The following is a 16,237-nucleotide window of genomic DNA, read 5'->3' on the forward strand; positions in this document are numbered from 1 at the left end:
GTGTTCGAACTGGCGTCTGAGCGGCCCGTCCGTTTTATTATCACGCCCCGAGACTGCCGCCGTGCTTTCAGCCTGTTAGCTACTGACGTATTTTAGCGCCTAACGCTTACGATAATCGGGTTGACGCGGGAGCCGCCCGCATACAATACGCTTCCCAAACAGACTCCCATAGAAGCATCGCCGATGCCAGATTGTATCGTGTCTCATCAGCTCGTCCCTCCGTTTGTAGACTGGGTAATCCGTGCCGCAATGCGGTCACGTCGCCGATTGGACGCTGCCCGATGACCCAACGCGTGCTGATTACCGGCGCCAACGGTTTCGTCGGCCGTGCGGCATCCCGAGCATTGCTGCAGCGCGGCGACACGGTCACCGGTCTGGTACGCCGTCCGCAAACCACCGTCGAAGGCGTCCGCGAATGGCTCTTCGACGCGAACGACTTCGACGGCATCGACGAACGCTGGCCGTTGGCAACGCGCTGCGACGCGGTTATCCACCTCGCGGCGCGCGTCCACATGAAGCGCGAAACGACGGCCGATCCGCTTGCCGTCTATCGCGGCACCAACGTCACGGGCGCATTGCGCGTGGCCGCTGCTGCCCGCCGTGCGGGCGCGCGCCGCTTCGTTTTTGTGAGCAGCATCAAGGCGGTCGGCGAAAGCAGCGCAGGCCGCCCGATTACCGAGGCAGCTGAACCCGCGCCCACCGATCCGTACGGCATTTCCAAGCTCGAAGCCGAGCGCGCGTTGATCGACTACGGCCGTGAATCGGGCCTCGAAATCGTGATCGTGCGCCCGCCGCTGGTCTACGGCCCCGGCGTGCGCGCCAACTTCCTGCAATTGATGAGCGCCATTGCGAACGGCATCCCGCTGCCGCTCGGTTCGATCGCAGCCCGTCGCAGCCTCGTGTTCGTCGACAATCTGGCCGACGCGCTCGTGCACTGCACAACCGACCCGCGCGCCGCTGGCGAGACCTTCCACGTCACGGACGGCCGCGATCTCAGCGTCTCGGAGCTTGCCCGGGCGCTCGCCACGCAGCTACACGCGCCGGCGCGCCTCGTACCGGTTCCTGTCGGTTTTCTGAGCCTTGCCGGCCGCCTGACCGGCCGCTCGGCCCAGGTCGACCGGCTGATCGGCGAACTGCGGCTCGACAGTTCTCACATCCGCGAGCGCCTCGGCTGGTACCCGCCTTATACCGTCGAACATGGCCTGCTGGAAACAGCCGCCTGGTATCGCTCCACGCACTAAGCCGACCTCAATGCCGATCGCTTCGCTCCTTACCGCCTCTTTCGTGCACCTGCTCCTTTGGGGCGTATTGGCGCTGTGCGCATGCGCGGGGATCCTCTGGTTTCTGCTCCGGACCGGCCTTGCCTGGCGCCTTGCCACCGACATCCCCAACGACCGCTCGCTGCACACGCGCCCAACGCCGCGCGTAGGGGGCTGGGGCATCGTGCCGGTGGCCGTGGTCCTGATCTGGCTCGCCGCGCCGGCGCTATGGCTGCCCGCGCTGTTGGCCGCGCTGCTGGCCGCGTTGTCGCAAATCGACGACCGCCGCGGGTTGCCCGCCCGAGTCCGGTTCGGCGGCCACGCGGCGGCCGTGATTGCGCTGATCGTCGTCTATCCGGCCCTTGCGCCTTGGTGGGCCTTGGCCGCGCTGGCGTTCTTACTCATCTGGCTGGTCAATTTGTACAATTTCATGGACGGTTCGGACGGCCTTGCCGGTGGCATGGCCCTGTTCGGCTTTGGCGGCTATGCGATCGCCGCGTCCGTGTCGACCCATCCGGACCCCGCGCTCGCGTTGGCCTGTCTGGTCGTGGCGGGAGCGGCAGCGGGCTTTTTGCTGTTCAATTTTCACCCCGCACGGATCTTTCTCGGCGACGCGGGTTCGATCCCCCTGGGCTTTCTGGCCGGTGCTCTCGGCTATTGGGGCTGGCGCGAAAACGTGTGGCCGATCTGGTTCCCAGCGGTAAGTTTTTCCCCCTTTATTGGCGACGCCTCGGTTACGCTGCTTAAACGGCTGCTCCGTGGCGAAAAATTTTGGCAGGCGCACCGTGAACACTACTATCAAAGATTGGTGCAGGGCGGTTTCGGGCATGCATCGACAGCCCGAGTTTGGTATTTCTTCATGGTCGCGGGCATAATGCTTGCTTTGTGGGCACTGCGTATTGCTGTGGTTTATCAATGGCTTGCCGTCGTCGCATGGGCTGTTGTGCTCGTGCTCGCCGGGCTTTGCATTGATCGCTACTGGCGGCGCCATGTGATCCGTTCCGGGCAATCCTGAGGTTCTGCGCAATGAAAAGATTCAAGGCCCGATGGCTTTCGTTCAGTGCGTTTGCGTTCGACTTGTGCGCGGTGGCGCTGGCCTGGATGCTGGCCTACGTGATCCGTTTCAACGGGCCGGTGCCGGTCCAGTTCTGGTCGAGCGGCCTGCACGCCCTGGTCTGGGTGCTGCTGATCTACGCGGTGATGTTCCGCAGCTACGGGCTGTATCGGGGCATGTGGGTCTTTGCCAGCCTGCCCGACCTCGTGCGCATCGCCAAGGCGATCGGCGTCGGCGCGGTGGTCGTGGTTATCGGCTCGGCGCTGCTGCAGCCGGCGCCAGTCGTGCCACGCTCGGTCCTGATCGTTTCGCCCATGCTGCTTTTCCTCGCAATGGGCGGCTCGCGCGCGCTATACCGCGCTGCGAAGGAGTTCTATCGCTACGGCGGTCTCGTCGGGCAGGGCAAGCCCGTGCTGGTGCTCGGCGCGGGTAACGCCGGCGCCAATCTGGTGCGCGAGCTGAAACGCTCGGGCGAATGGCGCCTCGCCGGTCTGCTCGACGACGATCCGGTCAAGCAGGGCCGCGAAATCTACGGCTACCGCGTGCTGGGCGCCATCAGCGATCTGCAGAAGATCACGGCTGAAATGAAGGTCGAGCACGTGATCATTGCCGTGCCCTCGGCCTCGGTCGAAGCGCATCGCCGCATTGCCACGCTGTGCGTGCGCGCGGGCGTACGCGCGATGACATTGCCGGCGCTCACGCCGCTCACGCAAGGCCAGGCTTTCCTGTCGCGCGTGCGGCAGATCGATCTCGAAGACCTGCTGGGCCGCGATCCGGTCATGATCGACACGCAGCACGTCGAAGCGCTGCTTAAGAACCGCGTCGTGATGGTGACCGGCGCGGGCGGTTCGATCGGCTCCGAACTGTGCCGGCAAATCCTGCGTTACGGACCGGTGCAACTGGTGGCGTTCGACGTCTCCGAGTTCTCGATCTACCGTCTCAACGAAGAGTTGCGCGATAAATATCCCGAAGTATCGGTTGTGCCGATCATCGGCGACGCGAAGGATTCGTTGCTGCTCGACCAGGTGATGGGGCGTTACTGCCCGCATATCGTCTTTCACGCCGCGGCCTACAAGCACGTGCCGCTGATGGAAGAGGTGAACACCTGGCAGGCGGTGCGCAACAACGTGCTCGGCACGTATCGCGTGGGACGCGCGGCGATTCGCCACGACGTCTCTCATTTCGTTCTGATTTCCACCGACAAGGCCGTCAATCCGACCAACGTCATGGGCGCGAGCAAGCGTCTTGCGGAGATGGCTTGCGCAGCATTGCAGCAGGGTGCACGACGCACGCAGTTTGAAACCGTTCGGTTCGGCAACGTGCTTGGCAGTGCCGGCAGTGTGATCCCGAAGTTTCAGGAGCAGATTTCGCGCGGCGGCCCGGTGACGGTCACGCATCCGGAAATCACGCGGTTTTTCATGACGATTCCGGAAGCGTCGCAACTGGTGTTGCAGGCGTCCAGCATGGGGCACGGCGGTGAAATCTTCATTCTCGACATGGGCAAGCCGGTGCGGATCGCCGATCTCGCGCATGATCTGATCCGTCTTTACGGCTTTACCGAAGAGCAGATTCGTGTGGTGTTCACCGGTCTGCGTCCCGGCGAAAAGCTGTACGAAGAATTGCTGGCCGACGACGAAACCACCACCCGTACGCCGCATCCGAAGTTGCGTATCGCACGGGCGCGCGAAGTGCCGGACAGCTTCATCGACAATCTTCTGCCCTGGCTGATGCAACACCGCGTGCCGAGCGACGACGAAGTACGTCGCGACCTGCGCCGCTGGGTGCCGGAATATCAACCGGGCAGCGCGCCGGCGTTGCGTAGCGTCGGCAATGTGGGATCGGTTACGCGGGCTTCCTGGGAGTCGCACCGCTGAAAGTACAGCTGCTGTCATGCATAAAAAAGGCGCCTCAGGCGCCTTTCTCTATTACCGCTTCCCCTTCCTCACCACCATCCACCTCGGCGACTTGAACCGCACAATGCTCATATAGAGCCACACATAAGTCGCCGCGAACACCACCACAAAACAGAACAGATGCAGCGTATGCCGCCAGAACAACGTGGCCGGCACAACCGCAATCAGGCATAGCAACCAGAGATACGGCGAGGTGAGCGAGTTCCGCCGCGTCAACTCCCGCGCCGTCCGGGTGCCCACCGCCCAGCGCATCAACCGCTTATAAACCAGCATATGCAGATGCACGCCGTCGGGAATCCCTGGCGACATCCCGCGAATGAATTTCTTGCGGTAGATCGAGAAGCAGGTCTCGAAGATCGGATACATGAAAAGCAGCACCGGATACCACGCCGACACGTCGCGATTGCGCATCACCAGCATGATCGACAACTCGGCGAGCATGAAGCCGATGAAATAGGCGCCGCCGTCGCCGAGGAAAATCAGCCCGGCCGGGAAGTTCCAGATAAAGAAGCCGAGCACCGCGCCCATCATCATGAACGACGCCGACAGCACGATCGGATCCGACACCTGGAAGGCGACGTAAGCCAGCGAGGCGAACATCATGAACGCGACCATGGAGGCGAGGCCATTGAAGCCGTCGATGATGTTGATCGCGTTGGCCAGCGCAGCGACGGCCAGCACGGTGACCGCGCAGGAGATCACCGCATACGAGAGCAGAAAGTCGAGCGGCGGCACGCTGATGCGCGTCACGGCGATATTCAGCAGGAAGTAGGCGAGGGCGGCCGCCGCCATCGTGCAGACAAGCCGCGCGAGCGGCGAGACGCGCTTGGTCAGATCCTCGACCAATCCCGAACCGAACGCCGGCATGCCGCACGCGATCAGCCCCAGGATGCCGCCCGACACGGCCGGATACGCATGATGCAACTGCACGGCGGACACGATCAAGCCGATCAGAATCCCGGCGCCGCCAATGCGCGGCACCGGACGCACGTGGAACTTCTGCACGCCGGCCAGATCGGTATCGGTCGAGAATTTTTCATGCAAATGCGCATAGCGCACGATCAACAGCGTGATCAGCAGTGAAACGAGAAAGCCGAGCGCAAAACTAAGCATGAAAGTGGGCCTGAGCGAAGACGCCGAATTATACAAATGAAACGCATGTTGCCCAGAAAAGCAGCGCTCGAGCCAGGTGGTCGGTAAATCCCAGATAGTGAAGCTTTAACTGCCCGCAAAGCCATGCCTGTCATGGATTCCACCTATGCGGAGAGGTCTCGCGAAGGCCGTTAATCTGGATGCGGCGAAGTGTGAGTTGCCGGCGAAAAGACGGTCGCCGGCGTATCGCGGGGTTCGCCGCCGCTCAATGAGACGTTCCGGAGACCCAATGCTTAACAACATCACCATTCGTGGCGGCCTGACGCTAGTGATCAGCGTATTCGTCGTTTTCCTGCTGACCGTGATCGGCGTCGGCTACGGCGCGCTCAAGCTCGCGAATAGCAGCCTCGACGAAACGCAGCACAGCGCGGCGGCGCTCTCGCATCTGAAGGCGAGCTCGGAGAAGCTGCTGCAAGTGCAGCTCGCGCTCGGCTCCTATCAGACGCTCTTCAGCGTCGGCAAGCAGACCGACGACCTGTTGCCGGCCGCGCACAAGGTGCTGGTCGAGTCGAACAAGGACTTCGGCAACTACATGGCCGGCCCGTTCGCCAGCGAGGACGAGAAGAAGCTCGCGCAGAACGTCGAGCAGGCGCGCAGCGCGCTTGTCGACAAGGCAATCGAGCCTGAATTCAAGGCGCTGACCGACTTCGACTTCAATACCTTCCGCAACATTCAGGGTGAAACGGCGAACGCCTTTTACGCGGCCTATTCGAAGTCCATCGACACGCTGCAGCGCTTGCAGACGGACAGCCAGCGCAAGCAGGCCGAGACGGGAGCCCAGCGGTTCCAGATGGCGACGCTGCTGTTCGCGGGGATCGGCGCGATTTCCATCGTGATCGGCGTGATGGCGCGGGTTGGTTTGTCGGCGGCGGTGATCAAGCCGGTCAATACAACCATCAAGCACTTCGAGCGCATTGCCGCAGGCGATCTGTCGATCGCAATCAAAAGCAAGTCGCGCAACGAGATGGGCCAGCTACTCGGCGCATTGACGAAGATGCGCGACGGCCTCGTCGAGACGGTGGCAAAGGTGCGCGGCAGCACGACGGCGATTACGCAGGGTGCGAACGAGATTGCCTCGGGCAACGCCGATCTGTCGTCGCGGACCGAGCAGCAGGCGGCGGCCCTACAACAGACGGCGGCGAGCATGGAGCAGTTGTCGGCGACCGTGAAGCAGAACGCCGACAACGCGAAGCAGGCGAACCTGTTGGCGCAGGGTGCGCTGGATACGGTGACACGTGGCGGAGAAGTGGTGTCGCGCGTTACCGAGACGATGGACGGGATCACCGAATCGTCACGCAAGGTGGCCGAGATCATCGGCATGATCGAGGGGATCGCTTTTCAGACCAACATCCTGGCTTTGAACGCCGCCGTGGAAGCCGCGCGGGCCGGCGAGCAAGGGCGCGGGTTCGCGGTGGTGGCCTCGGAAGTGCGCAGCCTCGCGCAGCGCTCCGGCGCGGCGGCCAAGGAAATCAAGGAGCTGATCGGCGAGTCGGCCGCCAAGGTGGAGCAGGGGGCCTCCCTTGTGTCCAGTGCACAGAAGACGATTCGTGAAGCCATGGACGCGGTCCAGCGCGTGACGGGTGTCATGAACGAAATCGAGGCTTCCGCGCATGAACAGAGCGACGGCATCGAACAGGTCAACAAGGCCATCACCCAGATCGACGAGGTGACGCAACACAATGCGGCGCTCGTGGAGGAGGCTGCCGCAGCGGCAAAATCCCTGGAAGAACAGGTCGTCATCCTGAAGGATGCCGTTGCGGTGTTTCACCTTGATGAGGCGGCCTGATCCCGGGAATAATCTACTCTACAATCCTGTCCTTCCATAACCGCTTTCGCTTGCCGCTGATTTCGCGAGGCTATTTGAAAAGTCGCCTGGCCATAACGACGTCGAAACACAGCACCGCATTCGAATAACATGAAAACAGGTGCTCCGTGCTCAAGGGGTGGGTGGTTTTTGTCGTCTCAGCGATTTGCGTGGCGCTGTTTATCATCGTGTTCGGGCAGACTTTTTCGTCCGTCCAGCTTCATGAAACCGGGGATTTTGCGGCGAATTCCCTGCTGGTGCTTCAGGCCAAGCACTTCAACCTGCTAGTCGGCAATTATTCTCGCGTCGGATTCAACCATCCGGGCCCCGCGTTCCTTTACGTGCTTGCAGCAGGCGAAGCTGCATTTTTCGATCTGACGCGGTGGGTTGCTTCGCCGTTCTCCGGGCAGATTTATGCGGTGGCGCTGCTGTCCGGATTCTGGATCGCGTCGATCGGCGCGCTTTTGCGCAGAATGCAAGGGTCGATGCCGGCTGCCGTGACCACCACGGCTTTGTTTGTCGGTGTCAGCGCGTATATCAACTATCAGGCGTTCGCTGGCACCTGGTTCCCGCATCTCTACTACTTTGCCTTTGCCGCTTTTACGGTGTCCCTTGCTGCCTTGATCATGGGGCGCAGGGATGGACTCCTGTTGCTGGCGATCAGCCTGGGGTTCCTTCTGAATGGCCATGCGTCTTTCTTCGGCATAGCCGCAGTCATGCTCGCCTGCGCGGTCGTCGCGAATACGTGGCTTTATGTCCGGTCTCGCATCACGCGAGGCAGTTGGGTATTGAGCCGTGACTACCTCGCGGGAAATTTTCGGACGATCGCGAGCGCGGTGGGGATTGGGGCACTGTTTCTTGTCCCGCTCGCGATCCAGACCATTCTCCATTTTCCTGGACCGGTCGCCGAATATGCCGCTTTTGGCCATGCGCACCGTGCGAATCGCCTGGGAGAAGCGATACGTTTCGTTGGCCTGTTCTGGAGTAACGGCCTCTTTGGAATCCTGTTCGGCGCCGCCGCCTGTGCCGTCCTCGCAACCAGCGATTCGAGGCGCGAGAGTCAAGACCGCATTGGATCGGAGAGAGCAATCGTACTGTCATTGGCGAGCGCGACGGTTGGCTTCCTCTTTTATTCGGTCTTCGGCGTCGACAATTTTTCGCTCACCTACGTCGGGATTTTCTACTACGCGGTGCCCGCGCTTGCGCTGACGTTGCTATTGAAGCGCGTCATCGACAACGTGACGGCAGCGCCATTCGGCGTGGCGGTATGTGTCTGTGTCGCTGTGGGCGTTTTCACCGGTGTTCGGATCCATCAACCGCCTGAATACGTTTCTCAATACGACGACCCGCAGATTCCGGCCGTCTACGCGGCGATCAAGCAACTTGGCGCCGATGGTCTTGTGTTCGATCTCGACGCTTCTGCGAACTGGGAGCATCTCTGGTCTACCGTGGTGGGCACAGAGGTTTATGCGCGGCGTCTGGGAACCACGCCGTTTTGCATCGCGCAGAACTGGCAGCTTGTCTTCGCCCAGTCGGCACATTGCTCAGCGGCGCAAATCAGCGCCGCTCGCGGGCGCTATCTTGTATCGGCGGCGCCGAAGGCGGGGAGGGTGAGTGCGGCTAACGTTGCGGGTCTGTATTTCTATCCGCAAGGGGCCGTGAAGTAACTGAATCACTGCCTGGGTGAGCGTGACGCCGTCGAGTTTCAACAGCTTTTGCGTGTGCACCCGCACACGCAAAAGCGCCGGCAAATATGCGAGGCTACGCCTGCGCAAACCCCTGCGGATTGTTCGACTGCCACCGCCAGTGATCCGCGCACATCCTCTCGATCCCGAACTCGGCCTGCCAGCCAATCACATTCAAAGCCGCCGCCGGATCCGCAAAACACGAGGCCACATCACCCGGCCGCCGCGCCACGATCTCATAAGGCACTGGGCGCCCCGAAGCCTTCTCGAACGCCTTGACGACGTCGATCACGCTATACCCTTGCCCCGTCCCAAGATTCACCACAAAACTGGCATCGCGCTTGACCAGCGCGTCCAGCGCCGCCAGATGCCCACGCGCCAGGTCCACAACGTGGATATAGTCACGCACTCCGGTGCCGTCCGGCGTCTCATAGTCGCCGCCAAACACCCGCAGCTTTTCGAGCTTGCCGACAGCAACCTGCGCCACATAGGGCATCAGATTGTTCGGAATCCCAGCCGGATCCTCGCCGATCAATCCGCTCTCATGTGCGCCAACCGGATTGAAATAGCGCAGCGTCGCGATTCGCCATGAAGCATCCGCCACTTCCAGATCGCGCAAAACCTGCTCGGCGATCAGCTTCGACTGCCCATAAGGATTGGTCGCCGACAGCGGAAACGATTCGTCGATCGGCGAGCTCTTCGGCACGCCATACACCGTTGCCGACGAGCTGAATACGAACTGCTTCACGTTGCGATCGCGCATTACGCCGAGCAGCGTCAGCAAACTGCCGACGTTGTTGTTGTAGTACTCGATCGGCTTGGCGACCGATTCACCCACTGCCTTCAGCGCGGCAAAGTGAATCGCGCCGGTGATCGGGTGTGCATCGAAAATACGATTGAGCGCCGCTTCGTCGCGCGCGTCGGCTTCGTAGAAGCTCACGGCCTTGCCGGTGATGGTCTCCACGCGCCTCAGCGATTCGCGGTTGCTGTTCACGAGATTGTCGATTACCACGACGTCGTAACCGCCGTTCAGCAGTTCGACACACGTGTGCGAGCCGATAAATCCCGCACCGCCCGTTACCAGAATCGTGCCCTTCGTGGTCATGCTGTTGCTCCGTTAAAGTAAAACGCCCGTCATTTTCTGCACCAGGTCTTTATACGTTTCGACGACCACGCGCTCGTCGAATTCTTCCGCGACTTTCTGTCGGCCGCGTTCAGCCATTGCGCGGCGCTCCGCGCCGCTCATGTCGAGCATCTGTGCCAGCTTCGCCGCGAGACTCCCGGCATTGCGCACTTCGCACAGCAATCCATTGACGCCGTCCGCCACCACTTCACGGCAGCCGGGCACATCAGTCGTCACAATCGGCCGGCCCATCGCCGAGGCTTCCATCAGCGTGCGCGGCACGCCTTCGCGATAGGACGGCAACACGACGCAGTCCGCGTCGGCGATGAAAGGCCGCACGTCGTGCGCCTCGCCAAGATACGCGATGACGCCTTCCTGTTCCCACGCGGCCACTTCTTCGCGTGTGATCGCGCTGGGGTTGTCGACGCCGACCGGACCGAGCAATTGGAACCGCGCCTGAGGATAACGTTCACGCAAGCGCCGCGCGGCTTCGACATATTCGCCCACGCCCTTGTCCCACAGGAGCCGCCCGATCAGCACGAACTTGAATTCCGCGCGCTCCGGCAGCGGCGTGAAGGCGAATTGCTCGAGATCGACGCCTTCGCCATGCAGCAGACGCGCACGCTCAGGATGCACCAACAAATTCTGCTCGACAAACGCGGCCTGGTCGTCGCGATTCAGAAACCAGATTTCGCGCGGGAAGCGGAAGGCGAAACGGTACAGTTTTTTGGCGACAAGCGCCGCGCGGCTTTGCTGAATGAACACGTAACCGAGCCCGGTCGTCACCGCCACCGATTGCACGCCCGCCAGTTTCGCGGCGACCGAGCCATATATGTTCGGCTTGATCGTGTAGTGGAACACAACATGCGGGCGGATGCTTCGATACAAACGATACAACGACAAAAGTGTGTGCAGGTCGTCGCGCGGATTGGTGCCTTTGGACGCCACCGGCAATTCTATGCAGCGGCATCCCATCGCCGTGAGGAGTTCGAAGGTGCGGTCGCGCGGTGCGAGTACCGTCACGTCGACGCCGCGTCCGACCAGCATGCGAATCAGCCCTTGCCGATACGTATAGATTGCCCAGGCGGTGTTACAGACGAGTGTAATGCGCAGCGCGGGCGTCGATTTCAAGGCAGGCTTCATGCGGGAACGGGCTCGACGGTGAATATCATGGTGAATGACGGAGCAACGGAATCAATGGCCCGCACGCGGCGCGAGCAGCGTGCGTTTGACCCGCTGCAAGGCGCGGTAAGGCGTCACGAAATGCAGCAGGTTTTTGGCGAGGCCCAGCCAGTCGTACAGATTGGCGACGTTGAAGTAACGCAGTTGCAGCCGCAGCGTCGAGCTGACCTGGCGGCGCCGTTTGGTCGCGCTGATGCCGCCTTCGTTCAGCTCGTAATAGAGCCCGAGTTCCGGCAGGTTCGCGCAGTCGTAGCGCGCCATCAGGCGCACGAACAGATCGAGGTCCTCGGCGGAAGGATAGGCTGCGCGATAGTTGCCGACCGCGCGGACCGCGTCGATGCGCAGCATCATCGAAGGATGCGCGAGGCATGAACGGAAGAAGCGCAGGCGCCGGATCTCGTTCGGTTCGGCGGGCGGCGTCAGCATGAAAAGCGGCTTGCCTTCACGCGTCACGACCTGGGTCCACATGCCGAGGCCGGCCACTTGCGGATGCAGTTCCATGAACACGCGTTGCTTCGCGAGCCGTTGCGGCACGCTGCGGTCGCCCGCGTCGATGCGCGCTGCGTAACGAAAGCCGCGTTGCGCCAGGGCGTCGATGCCGGTTTGCAGCGCGCGCTCGATGCCGCCGTTCTGCGGCATGCGAAGTACCTCGATCCTCATGTTGGCGATCGCCGGCGCGACGATCGGCGGCGTGCTGCCGTCGTCGACGATCAGGACGTGGATTAGCGCGTTTTCGCTGAACGAGGCCAGCGTGAGATCGACGTCGGCCTGGCCGTTGTACGCGGGCATCAGGACCGCGACGTCGTCGAGAGAATGCGCGGCGGCGGATGAATTCGTCATGGGCGCAATTTGAAACGAATGTAATAAAGATTAACTGACGCGGCGGCGAGATAGCCGGCCGCGAGACCCACCAGCGCACCGTAAGCGCCCAGCCGCGGAATCGCCAGCAGATTGACGACGAACGCAACGGCCAGCGCGAGCAGCCACTTCGACAGCAACACGAATTTGGCCTGATATTTCAGCACGATCAGATTGCCGATCGCTTCGATGCCGGCCGGCACGGAGAGCCACACGGCCCAGCGGAAAATTTCGATGGCGCCTTCGAAGTCCGGCCCGAACACGCGGCGGATGATGAAGCCCGCCAGCAGATCCAGCACGATCGCGCCGCTCACCATCAGCGCGGCGGTCATGGCGGTGAGCCGCCACACGTTACGGCGCAATTGCGCGCCGTCCTGCACGCGGTAAATGAAGGCGGGCGCAATCGTCTGCGCGAGCATCAGTGCGAGCGTGATCCAGTTTTCGTTCAACTGCTGCGCGGCGGAATAGCGCCCGAGGTCGGCGAAGGAAATCGCCCGCTCGAGCATCAGTCTGTCCAGTTTCAGGAACAGATACATACTGATCAGGCCGATCCAGAACACCGTGCCGGCGCTTGCGAAGTGCTTGAAGAGCGAACGGTCGAGGTGCCAGCCGAGCTTGCCGCCATGCCGGCGGATGTAATAGATCAGCAGAACCGCGCTGATGAGCGCCGCTTCGGCGGCCCATAGCCAGCCAAAGCGCGCGGGTGTCGCCACGGCGCGCACCAGCAGATACACGAAGCCGGCCTTCAACACAGCCGTGCTCATGCTGGTGAGCAACTGCGGCTTGCTGTACGTCATGCTTTGCAGCCACGCATTGATCACGCCGACGAACGGTTCGCGGAACAGCATGGTCACCGCGAGGCCGGCGAGCATGGCGCCCACCAGCGGGTCGAAGAAGTGCAACGCGATGCCGAGCCACGTGAGCAGCAACGCCGCGACGGAAACCGAAAAGCGCAGCGCGAAGGCGCTGCCGAGCACCGTGCCCAGCTGGGTGGACGGCCGGCCGACGATGGTGGGCACCAGAATTTCCGCCCCGCACACCCAGGTGATCGGCGACAGCACCAGCAGCAGCGTGTTCGCGTACTGCCATTTACCGAAGGTGTCCGGCCCGAAGTAGCGCGCCAGCATGCCGCTGATCGCGATCGCCACGCCGATCTGCGTGAGCCGCTCCAGCCCTAGCCAGACGATATTGGTGAAGGCGCGCGTGACGTCGGGATTGGCGAAGCGCTTGAGCGTCAGCATCCGGGGGACACTCGCCAATGCGCTTGCACGGGTTGTGCGTGTCGCGCCTGTTGTGCGGGGGACGCAACGTCCGCCAAGGGGTTGTCTGTAACCGCCCACTTGGCCGACTGTCGCAGCAACTTTACAAAAGCAGGGCGTCTAAGCATTAGAATGGGCGTCTATTAGGGTATGTCCGAAAGGCGCAATTATAAGTTGGAACCGGATCGCTTCCGGCAAGGGCGCATCGCTCGGTTTAACAGACTGTTTTACCGATCCCTCGGCAATGTGCCGGTCAAAATTTTCCATTGCACGCAAGTGAGCCAACATGATCTCCAAATCTATTTTCAAGGCGTATGACATTCGCGGTGTGATCGGCAAGACGCTCGACGCCGACGCAGCGCGTTCGATCGGTCTCGCTTTTGGCAGCGAAGTGCGGGCGCAAGGCGGCGACGCCGTGGTGGTCGCGCGTGACGGACGCCTGTCGGGTCCGGAGCTGATCCAGGCGTTGTCGGACGGTCTGCGTGCGGCCGGTGTCGACGTGGTCAACGTCGGCATGGTGCCGACGCCGGTCGGCTACTTCGCGGCCAGCGTGCCGTTGCGGCTCGACGGCGGCGAGCGCCGCGTCGATTCGTGCATCGTCGTGACGGGCAGCCACAATCCGCCTGACTACAACGGCTTCAAGATGGTCCTGCGCGGCGCGGCTATTTACGGCGAGCAGATTCTCGCGCTGCATCAGCGCATCGTCGACGAAAACTTCTCCCAGGGCAGCGGCACGTACACCGAGTACGACATCGCCGACGCGTATCTGGATCGCATCGCGAGCGACGTCAAGCTCGCGCGTCCGATCAAGATCGTGGTCGACACCGGCAACGGTGTGGCGGGCGGCCTCGCGCCGAAGCTCTTCAGGAAGCTCGGTTGCGAACTGGTCGAACTGTTCACGGAGATCGACGGCAACTTCCCGAACCATCACCCTGACCCGGCTCACCCGGAAAACCTGCAGGACGTGATCCGCGCGTTGAAGGAAACCGACGCTGAAATCGGTTTCGCATTCGACGGCGACGGCGACCGTCTCGGCGTCGTCACCAAAGACGGCCAGATCATCTATCCGGACCGCCAACTGATGCTGTTCGCCGAAGAAGTGCTGTCGCGCAACAAGGGCGCGCAGATCATTTACGACGTGAAGTGCACGCGCAATCTGGCCAAGTGGGTGAAAGACAAGGGCGGCGAACCGCTCATGTGGAAGACCGGCCACTCGCTCGTGAAGGCGAAGCTGCGCGAAACCGGTGCGCCGCTGGCCGGCGAAATGAGCGGCCACGTGTTCTTCAAGGACCGCTGGTACGGTTTCGACGACGGCCTGTACACGGGCGCGCGGCTGCTCGAAATCCTCACGCGTGTGGCGGATCCGAGCAAGCTGCTGAACGCGCTGCCGAACTCGAATTCGACGCCGGAACTGCAATTGAAGCTCGAAGAAGGCGAAAACTTCGAACTGATCGCGCGTTTGCAGCAAAACGCGAAGTTCACCGGCGCGGACGACGTCGTGAAGATCGACGGCCTGCGCGTGGAGTATCCGGACGGTTTTGGTCTGGCACGTTCGTCGAACACCACGCCGGTGGTGGTGATGCGTTTCGAAGCCGATAGCGACGCAGCGCTCAAGCGCATCCAGGAAGACTTCCGCCGCGTGATCCTGGCGGAGAAGCCGGACGCGAAGCTGCCGTTCTAAAAGCTCCAGCGGCGGCGCGGTTCTTCGTGAACCGCGGCCACCGTCGAACGCGGCGCGGGTTTCACTTACCGCGCCGCGTTTTTTCATGCCAATTACCCGTGTCGCGCTAGAATTGCGCTCCTCGTGAGAAAACGCCGGGCCGCCCCAAGTTTTCTCGCCACCCCCTCGGGGGGCCTGGCGCGAAGCGACAGGTTTGGGGGCGCTTTTTTTCAACGCATCTTCGGGCCGGATAGCCGGTTTTCCCACACTTGAGCGTGCAAAAGATACTAATCGTGAGGGTGTCGTCATTGGGCGACGTCGTTCACAACATGCCGGTGATCGCCGACATCCGACGCCGCCATCCCGAGGCCCAGATCGACTGGCTGGTCGAGGAAAGCTTCGTGGGGCTCGTGGAGCTCGTCAGCGGCGTGCGGCGGGCGATTCCCGTGTCGCTGCGGCGCTGGCGTAAGCGCATCCTGTCGGCCGAGAACTGGCGCGAGATCGGCGCATTTCGCCGCGCGCTCGCCGCCGAGAACTACGACCTCGTGATCGACTGCCAGGGGCTCATCAAGACCGCGTGGGTCGCGAGCTTGGCGCGCGGACCGCTGGTCGGTCTCGCGAACCGTACCGACGGCGCGGGTTTCGAATGGCCGGTGCGCTTCTTCTACGGCAAGCGCGTGCCGATCGAGCCGCGCACCCACGTGGTCGAGCGGACGCGTCAACTGGTGGCCGCGGCGTTGAACGACCCGCTGCCGAAACCCACTGACGAGATCGACTTCGGCCTCGACACGGGCCGCGCGGCGCTGGCTCTGTCGGAGGCGAATCTGAATCTGCCGGTGCCTTACGTGGTGTTCGTGCACGCCACCTCGCGCGCCGACAAGCAGTGGCCCGATACCGCCTGGATCGAACTCGGCCAGTCTTTGGTGCGGCGCGGCGCGTCGATCGTGTTGCCGTGGGGCAGCGAGGAAGAGCGCGTCACCAGCGAACGGCTGGCGAAGGAGTTCGGCGGTGCGGCGATCGTGCCGCCCAGGCTCTCGCTGCAGGCGGTGGTCGGCCTGATCGACGGCGCCGCCGCGACCGTCGGTGTTGACACAGGTCTGGTTCACATTGCGGCGGCGCTGAAGCGGCCGACAGTCGAGTTGTACAATTTCGCCACCGCATGGCGTACTGGCGGCTACTGGTCGCCGAACGTCGTCAATCTCGGCACGGCCGGCAAGCCGCCCACGCTGCAGGAAGTCAAGTCCGCGCTGGCCGGTTTCGGCCTGCTGTAGCGCGGTAGCGCTGTAAT

12 protein-coding genes are annotated in these 16,237 nt (G+C 62.4%); 7 read left to right on the top strand and 5 right to left on the bottom strand.

The annotated features are described in order from the left end of the window. Positions 1-281: 281 nt before the first annotated feature. Genes DSC91_RS29240 through DSC91_RS29250 form a run of 3 tightly spaced genes read left to right on the top strand, consistent with a single transcriptional unit; the run spans position 282 to position 4,187 of the window. Positions 282-1,241, top strand: coding sequence for a UDP-glucose 4-epimerase family protein (locus DSC91_RS29240; protein WP_115782046.1), 960 nt, complete (start codon positions 282-284; stop codon positions 1,239-1,241). 10 nt (positions 1,242-1,251) lie between these two features. Next, positions 1,252-2,274, top strand: a complete 1,023-nt coding sequence (locus tag DSC91_RS29245) for an MraY family glycosyltransferase (protein WP_115782047.1) — start codon at positions 1,252-1,254, stop codon at positions 2,272-2,274. Between the two features lie 11 nt (positions 2,275-2,285). Next, positions 2,286-4,187, top strand: coding sequence for a polysaccharide biosynthesis protein (locus tag DSC91_RS29250; RefSeq protein WP_115782048.1), 1,902 nt, complete (start codon positions 2,286-2,288; stop codon positions 4,185-4,187). A 51-nt stretch (positions 4,188-4,238) separates the two neighbouring features. On the opposite strand, the gene DSC91_RS29255 is transcribed toward DSC91_RS29250, so the two are convergent. Next, positions 4,239-5,339, bottom strand: coding sequence for an MraY family glycosyltransferase (locus DSC91_RS29255; protein ID WP_115782049.1), 1,101 nt, complete (start codon positions 5,337-5,339; stop codon positions 4,239-4,241). A gap of 268 nt (positions 5,340-5,607) precedes the next feature. Here DSC91_RS29255 and DSC91_RS29260 point away from each other — a divergent pair, with 268 nt between their 5' ends. Together DSC91_RS29260 and DSC91_RS29265 are read left to right on the top strand one after the other, a co-directional pair. Next, positions 5,608-7,164, top strand: a complete 1,557-nt coding sequence (locus DSC91_RS29260) for a methyl-accepting chemotaxis protein (protein WP_115782050.1) — start codon at positions 5,608-5,610, stop codon at positions 7,162-7,164. A 188-nt stretch (positions 7,165-7,352) separates the two neighbouring features. Next, complete coding sequence (locus DSC91_RS29265; RefSeq protein WP_229758253.1) at positions 7,353-8,849, top strand: hypothetical protein; 1,497 nt, start codon at positions 7,353-7,355, stop codon at positions 8,847-8,849. Between the two features lie 94 nt (positions 8,850-8,943). Here the strand turns inward: DSC91_RS29265 and galE are convergent, their stop codons facing one another. From galE to DSC91_RS29285, 4 genes are read right to left on the bottom strand one after another with little or no spacing between them, the layout of a single operon-like run. Continuing rightward, positions 8,944-9,972, bottom strand: coding sequence for a UDP-glucose 4-epimerase GalE (gene galE / locus DSC91_RS29270; RefSeq protein WP_115782052.1), 1,029 nt, complete (start codon positions 9,970-9,972; stop codon positions 8,944-8,946). Between the two features lie 12 nt (positions 9,973-9,984). After that, entirely contained in the window at positions 9,985-11,133 is a 1,149-nt protein-coding gene (locus tag DSC91_RS29275; protein WP_115782053.1) for a glycosyltransferase family 4 protein, read from the bottom strand. Between the two features lie 51 nt (positions 11,134-11,184). After that, entirely contained in the window at positions 11,185-12,012 is an 828-nt protein-coding gene (locus tag DSC91_RS29280; RefSeq protein WP_115782054.1) for a glycosyltransferase, read from the bottom strand. Then, complete coding sequence (locus DSC91_RS29285) at positions 12,009-13,271, bottom strand: oligosaccharide flippase family protein (protein ID WP_115782055.1); 1,263 nt, start codon at positions 13,269-13,271, stop codon at positions 12,009-12,011. Before DSC91_RS29285 ends, DSC91_RS29280 begins: the two co-directional genes overlap by 4 nt. 304 nt (positions 13,272-13,575) lie before the next feature. On the opposite strand from DSC91_RS29285, the gene DSC91_RS29290 reads away from it, so the two are divergent. Together DSC91_RS29290 and waaC are read left to right on the top strand one after the other, a co-directional pair. Then, the gene (locus DSC91_RS29290; protein ID WP_115782056.1) at positions 13,576-14,970 is read left to right on the top strand and encodes a phosphomannomutase/phosphoglucomutase; all 1,395 of its coding nucleotides are present in this window, start codon (positions 13,576-13,578) and stop codon (positions 14,968-14,970) included. Positions 14,971-15,218: 248 nt separating this feature from the next. Then, positions 15,219-16,220 carry a lipopolysaccharide heptosyltransferase I gene (gene waaC / locus DSC91_RS29295; RefSeq protein ID WP_115782057.1) on the top strand — a complete coding sequence of 334 codons (1,002 nt, stop codon included), beginning with the start codon at positions 15,219-15,221 and terminating at the stop codon, positions 16,218-16,220. The last annotated feature ends 17 nt before the right edge of the window (positions 16,221-16,237 follow it).

Origin of the sequence: Paraburkholderia caffeinilytica, assembly GCF_003368325.1 — a bacterium.
In the GTDB taxonomy this organism is placed as follows: domain Bacteria; phylum Pseudomonadota; class Gammaproteobacteria; order Burkholderiales; family Burkholderiaceae; genus Paraburkholderia; species Paraburkholderia caffeinilytica.